Origin of the sequence: Streptomyces sp. Q6, assembly GCF_036967205.1 — a bacterium.
Classification (GTDB): Bacteria; Actinomycetota; Actinomycetes; order Streptomycetales; family Streptomycetaceae; genus Streptomyces; species Streptomyces citrinus.
Genome location: NZ_CP146022.1, coordinates 7042250 through 7054306 on the forward strand (window position 1 = coordinate 7042250; position 12057 = coordinate 7054306).

Consider the following 12057-nt stretch of genomic DNA (forward strand, 5'->3'; position numbering starts at 1 on the left):
TTGAAGGTTTGGTCAGGGCTCATGAGGTGACTCGGAGGACGAGGCTGCACATGACGAACACGAAAAGGACACACGGCGACACATCGCACGACGAGGACAACAAGTCCACCGAGGCGGGAGGCGTGCCAGGTCCCATGGAGGTGCTGCGCGAGGCGCGCGCCCAATTGGCGGAGCTCACAGGTATGACGGCGGAGTCCGTGTCGTCCTTCGAACGGACCGAGGACGGCTGGGAGTTGGAGATCGAGGTCCTCGAAGTGGTCAGGGTCCCCGACACGATGAGCCTGCTGGCGAGCTACCAGGTCAGCCTGGACCCGCACGGCGTGCTCACCGGTTACCGGCGTACCCGACGCTACGAGCGGGGGCGTGCCGAGTCGCGCTCCGGCGGCCACTAGAGGGCCCGCCCTCGCCCCTTGTCCCGCGCACGACACAGACCCCGCGCACAACACAGACAAGGAGGACCGGTCTCCATGACCGTTGTCCCTGCACAGCAGTCAGGCGGCGGTGGCGGCACCAGCGGCCTGTACGACGTACTCGAACTCGTTCTGGACCGCGGACTCGTCATCGACGCGTTCGTCCGTGTCTCGCTGGTCGGCATCGAGATCCTGAAGATCGACGTCAGGGTCGTCATCGCCAGCGTCGACACCTACCTGCGCTTCGCCGAGGCCTGCAACCGCCTCGACCTGGAAGCGGGAGCGAAGCGCAGCCCCGGCCTGCCCGACCTCGTCGGTGAGGTCACCGAGTCGGGCGCGCGCGGCAAGTCCAAGGGCGCCCTGTCCGGGGCCGCGCAGACCATCTCCGAAGCGTTCAACCAGGCGCGGGACGAGGGCCAGCCCGAGCCCAAGCGCACCCGCCGTGCCCCGAGCCGCCGTAAGGAGGAGCAGGAGTGACCAGCACCTACATCTACGGCATCGCCAACGCCGAACACCCGTCGCTGCCCGCCGGCATGGGCGGCATCGGCGCCCCGGCGCGCGAGGTGCGCATCGTCAAGGAGGGCCCGCTCGCGGCGATCGTGAGCGAGGCTCCCGAGGACCTGCGCCCCAAGCGGCGCGATCTGCTCGCCCACCAGAGCGTCCTCGCCGAGGCGGGCGGCGGCGGCTCCGTGCTGCCGATGCGGTTCGGCAGCCTCGCCCCCGACGACAAGGCCGTCGCGGACGTGCTCGCCGAGCGCGCGGAGCACTATCTGGAGCGGCTCGCATCCCTCGACGGCAAGGTCGAGTACAACGTGAAGGCGCAGCACGACGAGGAAGCCGTCCTGCATCGCGTGATGGCCGAGAACGCCGAGGTCCGCACCCTGGCCGAGGCCAACAGGCAAGTGGGCGGCGGCACGTACGAGGAGCGGCTGCGCCTCGGCGAGGTGGTCGTCTCGGCGGTGCAGGCCCGCGAGGCCGAGGACGCCGTCGAACTTCAGCACCTGCTCGAACCGGCGGCGGAGGCGGTGTCCACCGGACCGGAGAGCACGGGCTGGCTGGCCAACCTCTCCTTCCTCGTCGAGCAGAAGACCTCCGAGCGCTTCCTCGCCGCGATCGAGGAGGTCCGCCGGAGCCATTCGCACATCGAGCTCACCGTCAACGGCCCGCTGCCGCCGTACAGCTTCGTGGAGCCCGGCCCCTCGGAGCCCGCGGACGTGGGCGCGGAGCAGTGACCCGATGGGTCTGATCACAGAGGTGTTGTTGCTGCCGTTCGCGCCGGTGCGCGGGTCTTTCTGGGCGATGGAGCAGTTGCTCAACGAGGCCGAGCGTCAGTACTACGACCCTGCGGTAGTCAGGGCCGAACTCGCCCGTCTGGAAGCGCAGTTGATGGCCGGCGAGATCGACCAGGAGACATTTGACCGTATCGAGGACCAGCTCCTCGACCGGCTGGAGGGCAAGTGAACCGAGTAGCGCTCGGCCTCGCGGTAGGGGCCGGCTACGTCCTCGGGCGTACGAAGAAGATGAAGCTGGCGTTCGCCGTCGGCACGATGGTCGCGGGCAAGCGGATGAAGCTGAGCCCGCGCGCGCTCGCCGACATGGTGAGCCAGCAGTTGGAGAACAACCCGCAGTTCAAGGAGATCGGGGACCAGCTCCGCGAGGACCTGCGCGGCGTCGGCAAGGCCGCGTCGGGCGCCCTGGTGGAGCGCCAGATCGAGGGCCTCGCGGGTCGCCTGCACAGCCGTACGCAGGGGGTGCGCGACCAGATATCGGGCGTCGCGCCCGACGTGGACGACGTGCGGGGCGCGGGCGAGCGGGTGACGGGCACCGTGGTGCCCGGGAGCCGCCGCTCCGAGGAGGAGCCGTACGACGACGAGGACGAGGCGTACGACGACGAGGTCGACGCCCGCGACGCCCACGACGCCGATGAGCCCGACGAGGACGCCCCCGATCAGGGCGCCCGCGACGCGGACCCGCACGAGGCGGACGCGCATGACGAGGACGCGCAGGACGAGGACGAGCGTCCGCAGCGGCGCGCGCCCCGCGCGTCGTCGGCCGCGAAGAAGACCTCGGCGGCCTCCGGGAAGCAGAGCGCCGCGAAGCAGAGCACCGGCGGGTCCAGGGGCGCCGCGAAGAAGACCGCCCGTACCGCCAAGAAGACCGCGGGCAGTGCGCCCCGCGCGACCACGAAGGGAGGCCGTGGCCGTGGCTGACAGCCCGAAGAACGCGCTCACCGGCCTCGCGAAGAGCCAGGCCACCGACCATCTCAAGGCCGAACTCCAGGAGTACCTGGCGGCGCAGGCACAGCGGATCCTGGTCGGCGCCGGCCGCAAGCTCGGCGAGTCGACGGTCAAGCTGAACGACATCGCCGCGGGCAACAGCCCCGGCTTCGCGAAGCTCGCCCTCGACGGCGGCCGCAAACTCGCCGAGGGCAAGGGCCCGTTGCGTACCGCCGTCGAGGTGGGCGCGGGGCGGCTCAAGGACAATGTCGTCGGGGCGTTCAAGGGCCTCGGCGGCGGCAAGAGCAAGCGCAAGGGCGGCGCCGGCAAGAAGCCGACCGTCATCATGGAGTTCATCGACATCGGTGTCGATCTGCGGACCGCGTACGACCAGTGGACGCAGTACCAGGAGTTCAGCACCTTCGCGAAGGGCGTCAAGAACGCCAATCGCGCCGACGACACCACGTCGGACTGGCAGCTCAAGGTCTTCTGGTCCACCCGGAGTTGGAAGGCGCACACCACCGAGCAGGTGCCGGACGAGCGGATCCAGTGGACGTCCGAGGGCGCCAAGGGCACGACGAAGGGTGTCATCTCCTTCCACCCGATGGGCGACCGGCTGACGCGCGTGCTGCTGCTCATCGAGTACTACCCGAAGGGCCTGTTCGAGAAGACCGGCAACATCTGGCGTGCCCAGGGCCGCCGGGCCCGTCTCGACCTCAAGCACTTCGCGCGGTTCGTGACGATGCGCGGCGAGGCGAGCGACGGCTGGCGCGGCGAGATCCAGGACGGCGAGGTCGTCCGCAGCCACGAGGACGCCGTGGAAGAGGAGGAGCAGGAGCGCGAGGCCCGCGAACAGGAGGAGCAGGAGGAGCAGGAGGCCCAGGACAAGCCGCAGGACGACGCGTACGAAGGCGGCGAGGAAGAGGACTGGGACGAGCACGAGGACGCCGACGCGGAGGAGCCCGGCCGGTACGACGACGAGGCCGACGAGGGCGACGAACCCGAGAACCTCGATGAGCGCGACGAGGCCGACGAGGAGCCGTACGACGAGGCCTACGAGGACGCCGAGCCGGAGGACGAGCCGGAGCCCGAGCCCCGGCGGCGCCGCGCCGGCGCGGGAGCCCGCGGATGACCACCGCGAGCCGACTCCCCGAGACCTACCGCAGCGAGGGCGGCGGAGCCAATCTGGCCGACATCCTCGAGCGCGTCCTCGACAAGGGCATCGTCATCGCGGGTGACATCCGCATCAACCTGCTCGACATCGAACTGCTCACGATCAAACTCCGCCTGATCGTCGCGTCCGTCGACAAGGCGAAGGAGATGGGCATCGACTGGTGGGAGGACGACCCGGCCCTGTCGTCGGGGGCGCGCCGCAAGGAACTCGCGCGGGAGAACGCCGAGTTGAAGGAACGCCTCGCCGAGCTGGAGAAGTCCGGCATCGGCCGGGAGGAGAGGGACACCGCATGACGACGGACGACCTGCGCTACGTGTACGCCGTGTGCCGGCCGCTCGCCGCCCCCTTGCAGGCCGAACTGACCGGGGTCGCGGGCGCGCCGCCCGCGCAGCTGGAGCACCACGGCCTCGTCGCGATCGTGGGCAGCGTGCCGGAGCGGGACTTCGCCGAGGTCCCGCTCCGCGCCCACATGGAGGACCTCGACTGGCTGACGGAGACGGCCCGCGCCCACCAGAACGTGGTCGCGGCCCTCACCACCGTCACCAGCCCGCTGCCGCTGCGCCTGGCCACGGTCTTCCGTGACGACAGCGGCGTCCGCACCATGCTGGAACAGGAGGAGGACCGCTTCCGTGCGGGCCTCGACCGGCTCGAGGGGCGCGTCGAATGGGGCGTGAAGGTGTACGTGGAGGAGCCGTCGGCGCAGGCCCAGACCGCGCCGGCCACGCCCGCCGCGTCCTCGGGCCGCGACTATCTGCGCCGCCTCAGGGCCGAGCGGACGGCCCGCGACGACACCTGGCAGCGCGCCGAACGGTTCGCGCAGGAACTGCACGACGACCTCGCGCGGTACGCCGCCGCCGGCCGCATCCACCCACCGCAGAACCCGGAGCTGTCCCGTACCAGCGGCCGCAACGTCCTCAACGCCGCCTATCTGGTGGAGCGTGCCACGTCGGAGGAGTTCGTGGAGCGGGTCGACGCGACCAAGGACCGCGAGCCGGGCCTGCGCGTCGAACTCACCGGCCCCTGGGCCGGCTACTCGTTCAGCGGCCCGGTCGGCGACGAGGGGGGCGAGCGGGAATGACCGTCATCGAACGGCGCGAGATCGCCCTGGTCGACCTGCTCGACCGGCTGCTCGCGGGCGGCGTCGTGCTCTCGGGTGACATCACCCTGAGGATCGCCGACGTCGACCTGGTCCGCATCGACCTCAAGGCCCTCATCAGCTCGGTCAATGAACAAGTACCTTCCCCGTGGCCGGAGTTGACATGACGAGCAGTCCGCAGAAGCACCGTGAGCAACAGCGCGAGCAGCGTATCGAGCTCGAACCCGACACCGTCGAGCGCGACCTGATGAAGCTCGTGCTCACCGTGGTGGAACTCCTGCGCCAGCTCATGGAGCGGCAGGCGGTGCGCCGCTTCGACACCGGGGATCTGAGCGAGGACCAGGAGGAGCGGATCGGCCTCACGCTGATGCTCCTGGAGGACCGCATGGCCGAGCTACGGGACCGCTACGACCTGCGGCCCGAGGATCTGAACATCGACCTCGGGCCACTGGGGCCGCTGCTGCCCAGGAGCTGAACTCCCGCGGGGACGGGGGACTTACGCGCGATCCCGCTTGCGGCCCAGGATCTCGCCGTGCAGCACGGTGAACCACGCGTCGTCCTTCGTGCCCCACTCCCGCCACGCGTCGGACACCGCCGTCAGCTGTTCGACGGTGGCGTGACCGCCCTCCGTCGCGCGCTCGGCGTACGCGGAGGCCAGCGTGCGGTCCGCCCACAGACCGCTCCACCAGGCGATCTCGTCCGGCGTCGAGTAGCACCACGTCCCCGCGGTGGCCGTGAGGTCCTGCGGCGCGAAACCGGCCTCCAGCGCCCACGACTTGAGACGGCGTCCGGCGTCCGGTTCCCCACCGTTGGCCCGCGCCACCCGCCGGTACAGGTCCAGCCACCGCGTCATCCCGGGCGACTGCGGGTACCAGGTCATCGCCGCGTAGTCGGAGTCCCGTACGGCGATGATCCCGCCCGGCTTCGTCACGCGGCGCATCTCGCGCAGCGCCAGTACCGGATCGCCGACGTGCTGGAGCACCTGGTGGGCGTGGACGACGCAGAACGTGTCGTCCGGCCAGTCCAGCGCGTGCACGTCCGCCGTCGTGAACTCCACGTTCGTCAGGCCCCGTTCGGCCGCCGTGGCGCGTGCCTGGTCCAGGATGCCCGCGGCGTGGTCGGCGCCGACGACGTGCCCGTCGGGGACCAGCGCGGCCAGGTCGGCGGTGATGGTGCCGGGGCCGCAGCCGATGTCCAGGATCTTCATGTGCGGCTTCAGTGAACCGAGCAGGTAGGCCGCCGAGTTGGCGGCGGTGCGCCAGGTGTGCGAACGCAGCACGGACTCGTGGTGGCCGTGGGTGTACACGGCGGTCTCCTGCGGCATGACGGGATCCCCTCACGGTGTGACGGTCACCCGGGGCCGGTGCCCCGGGTGATGCGATCACCGTACGCCGCGTACTCGCATCGTGAGATACCCGTCTTGCTATATGGACATGGCCGGCCGGTGGCGCGGTGTACGGCGCCGCTTCTGACGGGGCGTCACAGTATGCTCAGCGGCCGGTACACGCGCAGTGCCTCGTGCTGCTTGTCGACCGTCAACTCCGGACCGCACTCGCCGACTTCACCGTCGTACGCGAGCGGCGTGCCCGGCGTGACGCCGTCCACGCGCAGCCGCGTCATCCGGGTCGCGTTGTGGAAGGGGGAGTGGGACAGTGGACCCGAGAGCGCCGCCGCGAGCAGCCGTACCCCGGGCAGCCGGCCGCCGTCGACCGTGCGCACGTCGAGCAGCCCGTCGGCCAGGTCCGCGCGCCGGCCGGCCGTCAGACCCATCCGCCGGTACGTGCAGTTCCCCGCGAACAGCAGCCACAACGGCCTCTTCTTGCCGTGCAGTTCGACCTCCAGCGGATGCTCGCGGCGCAGGACCTGGAGCGCCGCGACGACGTCCGCGAGGCGCCCGCCGATCCGCGACGACCAGCGTTCGCGCTCGTGCACCAGCTCCGGGTACGCGCCCAGGCTGAAGGTGTTGAGGAAGATTCCGGACGTCCGGTCCGAGGTGAAGCGGCCCACGTCCACGGCGACCGCGTCACCGCCCTCCAGGGCCCGCACCAGATCGCCCGCGTCCTCGATCCCGGCGTCGTACGCGAAGTGGTTGAGGGTGCCGCCGGGCAGCACCGCCAGCGGAAGGTCGTGGGCGAGCGCCACCTGCGCCGCGGTGTTCACCGAGCCGTCGCCGCCGGAGATGCCGAGGGCGCGGGCGCGCGGCGCCACCTTCTCCAGCTCGGCCTTGAGGTCGCCGCCCGTGAAGTCCACGAACTCGGCGTGGGGCAGCGCGTCCTTCAGCGCCCGCACCTTGTCGGGCGTCCCGGCCTTGGCGTTCACCACCATCACCAGACCCTCGCCGCCCGGCAGCGCCGGGACGTCGTCCACCAGCGGACGCCCCGGTGACGGCATCTGGTCACGCGTCGGCACCAGGCCGCGTACGGCGAAGGCCGCGCCCACCCCGAGCGCGGCCCCCACGAGCACGTCACCGGGGAAGTGGGCGCCGGTGTAGACCCGGGAGGCGGCCACCGAGAACGCCAGCGGCGCCACGGCCGCGCCCAGGCCCCGCGACTCCAGGGCGACGCCGGTCGCGAACGCGGCGGCCGAGGCCGAGTGCCCCGAGGGGAACGACGTCGTGAACGGCTGCCGCTTGAGCCGGCGCACCAGCGGCACCGGGTCGAGGACGGGCCGCCGGCGGCGCACCGACCGTTTGCCGAGCGTGTTGATGGTCGCCGAGGCGAGCGCGAGCGAGGCGAGGCCGCGCACCGCGGCGCGGCGCGCCTTCGGGGAGCCGGAGGCGGCGAGCGCGCCGCCCACCGCGAACCACAGCACTCCGTGGTTGGCGGCGCGGCTCAGTTTCGGCAGGACGCGTTCGGCGCCCGGCCAGTTCGAACCTGCGGCGATCTCGAAGACGCGCAGGTCCAGGGCTGCCAGGCGGGCGCGCAGGGAGTGCTCCGGCGGAGTCACGTCCAGCGGCGGCGTGGTGGGGTCGAGGTCGGCACACATGCAAGAACCCGTACCCCGTGAACGCGGCCGCACCCGGCCCCTGTCGCCAATCCGTTTGCCCGTCACCCGCACGGGCGTCCACAATGCGGGATCATGGGACATCTGGAAGCCGCACACCTCGAGTACTTCTTGCCGGACGGGCGGGCGCTGCTCGGTGATGTCTCGTTCCGCGTCGGTGACGGCGCGATCGTCGCCCTGGTCGGACCGAACGGGGCGGGCAAGACGACCCTCCTCAAGCTGATCTCCGGCGAGCTCCAGCCGCACGGCGGGTCCGTCACGGTCAGCGGCGGCCTGGGCGTGATGTCCCAGTTCGTCGGTTCGGTGCGCGACGAGACGACCGTACGGGACCTGCTGGTCTCGGTGTCGTCGCCGCGCATTCAGGAGGCCGCGAAGGCCGTCGACCAGGCCGAGCACGCGATCATGACGGTCGACGACGAGGCCGCGCAGATGGCATACGCGCAGGCGCTGTCCGACTGGGCCGAGGCGCAGGGCTACGAGGCGGAGACCCTCTGGGACATGTGCACCATGGCCGCGCTCGGCGTCCCCTACGACCAGGCGCAGTTCCGCGAGGTCCGCACGCTGTCCGGCGGTGAGCAGAAGCGACTCGTCCTCGAAGCGCTGCTGCGCGGCACCGACGAGGTCCTGCTCCTCGACGAGCCCGACAACTATCTGGACGTGCCGGGCAAGCGCTGGCTGGAGGAGAAGCTGCGCGAGACGCGCAAGACGGTCCTCTTCGTCTCCCACGACCGCGAGCTGCTCGCCCGCTCCGCCGAGAAGATCGTCAGTGTCGAGCCGGGGCCCGGCGGCGCCGACGCGTGGGTGCACGGCGCGGGCTTCGCCACCTACCACGAGGCGCGGCGGGAGCGGTTCGCCCGCTTCGAGGAGCTGCGCCGCCGCTGGGACGAGAAGCACGCCCAGCTCAAGAAGCTCGTCGTGAACCTGCGCCAGGCCGCCTCGGTCAGCCACGAGATGGCGTCCCGGTACGCGGCCGCGCAGACCCGCCTGCGCAAGTTCGAGGAGGCGGGCCCGCCGCCGGAGCCGCCGCGCGAGCAGGACATCACGATGCGCCTGAAGGGCGGCCGCACCGGCATCCGCGCGGTCACCTGCAAGGGCCTCGAGCTGACCGGCCTCATGCAGCCGTTCGACCTGGAGGTCTTCTACGGCGAGCGGGTCGCGGTCCTCGGCTCGAACGGCTCGGGCAAGTCGCACTTCCTGCGGCTCCTCGCGGGCGAGGACACGGTCGCGCACACGGGGGAGTGGAAGCTCGGCGCCCGCGTCGTCGCCGGACACTTCGCCCAGACCCATGCCCACCCCGAGCTTCAGGGCCGCGAGCTCCTCGACATCCTCTGGCGCGACCACGCCAAGGACCGCGGAGCCGCGATGTCGCTGCTGCGCCGCTACGAACTCACGGCCCAGGCCGAGCAGAAGTTCGAGCGCCTCTCGGGCGGCCAGCAGGCCCGTTTCCAGATCCTCCTGCTCGAACTCGAGGGCGCCACCGCCCTGCTGCTGGACGAGCCCACGGACAACCTCGACCTGGAGTCGGCCGAAGCGCTCCAGGAGGGCCTGGAGTCCTTCGACGGCACGGTGCTCGCGGTCACCCACGACCGCTGGTTCGCCCGCGCCTTCGACCGCTACCTGGTCTTCGGCGCCGACGGCCGCCTGCGCGAGACGCCGGAGCCGGTCTGGGACGAACGCCGGGTGGAGCGTGCCCGTTAGGGCCTGACACGGGCCACCCGAGCCGCGACCCGATCCGCCGGACCGGCCCTGGGCCCGTCGCGGTGCGCGACGTCTCCCCGTAGGCTGCTCTGTCGGCGTGTACCGACTCAGCACGGGGAGCCGCGGTGAGAGAGGACGTCCATACGGACGGGTGACGTCGACGAGGCCATGCAGGCGATCAAGGACGCCTTCTACACCAACCGCCTCGACGTCCTGGAGCGGCCGGAGCGGTTCGGCGCGAGCTTCGACGTCCTGGAGATCGGCGGGATCACCGTCGGTGATCTGACGTGCGGCGCCGATGTCATGGTGCGCTGCGGCGAGTTGGGCGCCTACCACGTGAACATCCCGCTCGGGGACGCCCTGCGCTGGCACCAGGCGACCCGGCCCGAGGAGATCACCGCGCCCGGCAGCGCGGCCCTGTTCCAGCCGGTCGGCTCCACCGTCGTCGACCGCTGGGAGGGCGACGGCCGGATCATCGCCCTGAAGATCGACCAGGGGTTCCTGGAGCGCCGCGTCGAAGAGCTGACGGGCATCGCCCCGCGCACCCCCGTCGTCCTCGACCCGGGTCTCGACCTCACGCGCGGGCGCGGCCGTGAGTGGGCCCGGCTCGTCGGCTCGCTGGTGGACGACCTGCACGACGGCGCCCCGCTGCTCCGGCACCCGCTGGTCGCCGCGCCGCTGCGGGACGCCGTGCTCAACGGCCTCCTCCTGGCGGCGGGGCACCGCTACCGCGACCGGCTCGACCACCCGGCGGGGAGCTGCGGCCCGCTCCCGTGAAGCGAGCCGTCGACGCCATGCGCGCCCGCCCCGAGCACCCCTTCACCACCGCGGAACTCGCGGCCGAGGCCCGGGTCGGGGTGCGCTGGCTCCAGGAGGCGTTCGGCCGGTACGTGGGCCTGCCGCCGATGGCGTATCTGCGGGCCGTCCGCCTGGAGCGGGCGCACGCCGATCTCGCCGCGGCCGACCCGTACACGACGACCGTCGCGGACATCGCCCACCGCTGGGGCTTCGGACATCTGGGCCGGTTCGCCGATCAGTACCGGACCAAGTACGGCCGGGTGCCGTCGGTGACGCTGCGTGAAGCCGGCGACAGCCGGGGCGACTGAGGGGCGGGCCCACCGGCAGGCCGCGCTATCCGGACAGCGGCCTCGTTCAGCGGATCGTTTCGGCAGCCGGGGTCGGCCTACCGTCGGACCGTTGTCGGGGGCCGGCCCTCCGGGCCCCGGGTCTCAGCCGTCATCGAGGCCGGGACGGCCGCGACGGATTCCGGCGACGCCCCGGCCCGGCACTACCCCGCCGGGCCGGCACCTGCCCGCGGGCCCGGGCTCCCCCCGGATCACTGCACCGGGCCCGTGTGGGCGGCTCGGCGCGGCCGGACGTCAGTCGCCGCGCATCTGCTCGATCAGTGCTTCGTCGAACGCCTTCAGATCGTCCGGCTTGCGGCTGGTGACCAGCGCGTTCGGCCCGGCCGTGCAGACCTTCACCTGGGCGTCGACCCAGGTGCCGCCCGCGTTGCGGATGTCCGTGGCCAGGCTCGGCCACGACGTCAGGGTCCGGCCGCGCAGCACGTCGGCCTCGATCAGGGTCCACGGTGCGTGGCAGATCGCGGCGACCGGCAGCCCGCGGGTGAAGAAGTCCCGTACGAACGCCACCGCGTCGGCGTCGGTGCGCAACTGGTCCGGGTTGGCCACGCCGCCCGGCAGGACCAGGCCGGCGAAGTCCGCGGCCGTCAGCCCGGCCGCCGTCTCCTGCACCGGGAACGTGTCCGCCTTGTCCAGGTGGTGGAAGGCCTGCACCTCGCCCGGCCGCGTCGACACGAGCACGGGCTCGCCGCCCGCGTCCCGCACCGCCTGCCAGGGGTCGGTGAGCTCGATCTGTTCGACCCCTTCGGGCGCCACCAGGAACGCGATACGCATGACGTGCTCAACTCCCTTGCTGTGTCGGGTACTTCTGCTTCTTCATGGCCGGTCAGGCGTCCGGCCGTGCTCCGCTGATGTCGGCGAGCGCGGAGCCCGGCTCCTGGATCGGTGCCAGGTCGCCGAGGCTCACCATGCCCACCGCGCGGCCGTCCTCGACCACCGGCAGGCGGCGCACCGCGTGCTCCCGCATCAGGTCGGCGGCCGCGGACACCGCGGCGTCCGGGCCGATCGCCACCGGGTCGAGCGTGCACACCGCCAGCGCGCTGACGGTGAGCGGGTCCGCGCCGTCGGCGACCGCGCGGAGCGCTATGTCGCGGTCCGTGAGAACCCCGACGACCCGGCGGTCGTCCGCCACCAGGACATCACCGATGTCCTGGGCGCGCATGAGCTGGGCGGCCTCGACGAGTGAGGCATCCGGGCGCACCGCCACCACACCCGGTGTCATGACGTCCCTCACCAAATCGGCCATGGTCTCAGGCCCTTCTCCGTGGTCGGGGTGACCTCGCCCGCTGTACCCACGGGGTGGGGACCCATGCCTGCG

Annotated in this window: 17 protein-coding genes; 13 read left to right on the forward strand and 4 right to left on the reverse strand. The window is 71.9% G+C overall.

Features of this window, described 5'->3' with window-relative positions:
• Window positions 1-50: 50 nt before the first annotated feature.
• From V2W30_RS32630 to V2W30_RS32675, 10 genes are all read left to right on the forward strand, one after another.
• Entirely contained in the window at window positions 51-392 is a 342-nt protein-coding gene (locus V2W30_RS32630) for a gas vesicle protein (RefSeq protein WP_338702120.1), read from the forward strand.
• A gap of 75 nt (window positions 393-467) precedes the next feature.
• Window positions 468-887 (forward strand): gas vesicle structural protein GvpA, encoded by a 420-nt coding sequence (locus V2W30_RS32635; RefSeq protein WP_338702122.1) that lies wholly within the window; start codon window positions 468-470, stop codon window positions 885-887.
• Window positions 884-1642 carry a GvpL/GvpF family gas vesicle protein gene (locus tag V2W30_RS32640; RefSeq protein ID WP_338702124.1) on the forward strand — a complete coding sequence of 253 codons (759 nt, stop codon included), beginning with the start codon at window positions 884-886 and terminating at the stop codon, window positions 1640-1642. Before V2W30_RS32635 ends, V2W30_RS32640 begins: the two co-directional genes overlap by 4 nt.
• A gap of 4 nt (window positions 1643-1646) precedes the next feature.
• Entirely contained in the window at window positions 1647-1871 is a 225-nt protein-coding gene (locus tag V2W30_RS32645) for a gas vesicle protein GvpG (protein WP_338702125.1), read from the forward strand.
• The gene (locus V2W30_RS32650) at window positions 1868-2620 is read left to right on the forward strand and encodes a DNA primase (protein WP_338702126.1); all 753 of its coding nucleotides are present in this window, start codon (window positions 1868-1870) and stop codon (window positions 2618-2620) included. Before V2W30_RS32645 ends, V2W30_RS32650 begins: the two co-directional genes overlap by 4 nt.
• Window positions 2607-3758, forward strand: coding sequence for an SRPBCC family protein (locus V2W30_RS32655; RefSeq protein ID WP_338702127.1), 1152 nt, complete (start codon window positions 2607-2609; stop codon window positions 3756-3758). Before V2W30_RS32650 ends, V2W30_RS32655 begins: the two co-directional genes overlap by 14 nt.
• Window positions 3755-4093, forward strand: coding sequence for a gas vesicle protein (locus V2W30_RS32660; RefSeq protein ID WP_338702128.1), 339 nt, complete (start codon window positions 3755-3757; stop codon window positions 4091-4093). Before V2W30_RS32655 ends, V2W30_RS32660 begins: the two co-directional genes overlap by 4 nt.
• On the forward strand, window positions 4090-4878 hold the full coding sequence (locus tag V2W30_RS32665; RefSeq protein ID WP_338702129.1) for a GvpL/GvpF family gas vesicle protein: 789 nt from the start codon (window positions 4090-4092) through the stop codon (window positions 4876-4878). Before V2W30_RS32660 ends, V2W30_RS32665 begins: the two co-directional genes overlap by 4 nt.
• Window positions 4875-5063 (forward strand): gas vesicle protein, encoded by a 189-nt coding sequence (locus tag V2W30_RS32670; protein ID WP_338702131.1) that lies wholly within the window; start codon window positions 4875-4877, stop codon window positions 5061-5063. Before V2W30_RS32665 ends, V2W30_RS32670 begins: the two co-directional genes overlap by 4 nt.
• Entirely contained in the window at window positions 5060-5371 is a 312-nt protein-coding gene (locus V2W30_RS32675) for a gas vesicle protein K (RefSeq protein WP_338702133.1), read from the forward strand. The genes V2W30_RS32670 and V2W30_RS32675 overlap by 4 nt, the downstream gene beginning before the upstream one ends.
• 21 nt (window positions 5372-5392) lie before the next feature.
• Here the strand turns inward: V2W30_RS32675 and V2W30_RS32680 are convergent, their stop codons facing one another.
• Both V2W30_RS32680 and V2W30_RS32685 read right to left on the reverse strand, forming a co-directional pair.
• Window positions 5393-6220 carry a class I SAM-dependent methyltransferase gene (locus V2W30_RS32680; protein ID WP_338702134.1) on the reverse strand — a complete coding sequence of 276 codons (828 nt, stop codon included), beginning with the start codon at window positions 6218-6220 and terminating at the stop codon, window positions 5393-5395.
• 155 nt (window positions 6221-6375) lie between these two features.
• Complete coding sequence (locus tag V2W30_RS32685) at window positions 6376-7881, reverse strand: bifunctional phosphatase PAP2/diacylglycerol kinase family protein (RefSeq protein WP_338702135.1); 1506 nt, start codon at window positions 7879-7881, stop codon at window positions 6376-6378.
• A 93-nt stretch (window positions 7882-7974) separates the two neighbouring features.
• Between V2W30_RS32685 and V2W30_RS32690 the strand changes: the two genes are divergently transcribed.
• The 3 genes from V2W30_RS32690 to V2W30_RS32700 all read left to right on the forward strand — a co-directional run bounded on the left by V2W30_RS32690 (window position 7975) and on the right by V2W30_RS32700 (window position 10703).
• Window positions 7975-9597 (forward strand): ABC-F family ATP-binding cassette domain-containing protein, encoded by a 1623-nt coding sequence (locus V2W30_RS32690; RefSeq protein WP_338702137.1) that lies wholly within the window; start codon window positions 7975-7977, stop codon window positions 9595-9597.
• Window positions 9598-9765: 168 nt separating this feature from the next.
• A complete protein-coding gene (locus tag V2W30_RS32695; RefSeq protein WP_338702139.1) occupies window positions 9766-10374 on the forward strand; it encodes a hypothetical protein in 609 nt (202 codons plus the stop codon).
• Window positions 10371-10703, forward strand: a complete 333-nt coding sequence (locus tag V2W30_RS32700; RefSeq protein WP_338702140.1) for a helix-turn-helix transcriptional regulator — start codon at window positions 10371-10373, stop codon at window positions 10701-10703. Before V2W30_RS32695 ends, V2W30_RS32700 begins: the two co-directional genes overlap by 4 nt.
• 273 nt (window positions 10704-10976) lie before the next feature.
• Here V2W30_RS32700 and V2W30_RS32705 read toward each other — a convergent pair whose 3' ends face one another.
• Window positions 10977-11513 (reverse strand): type 1 glutamine amidotransferase domain-containing protein, encoded by a 537-nt coding sequence (locus V2W30_RS32705; protein WP_338702141.1) that lies wholly within the window; start codon window positions 11511-11513, stop codon window positions 10977-10979.
• Window positions 11514-11565: 52 nt separating this feature from the next.
• Complete coding sequence (locus V2W30_RS32710) at window positions 11566-11985, reverse strand: CBS domain-containing protein (RefSeq protein ID WP_338702142.1); 420 nt, start codon at window positions 11983-11985, stop codon at window positions 11566-11568.
• Window positions 11986-12057 lie beyond the last annotated feature (72 nt).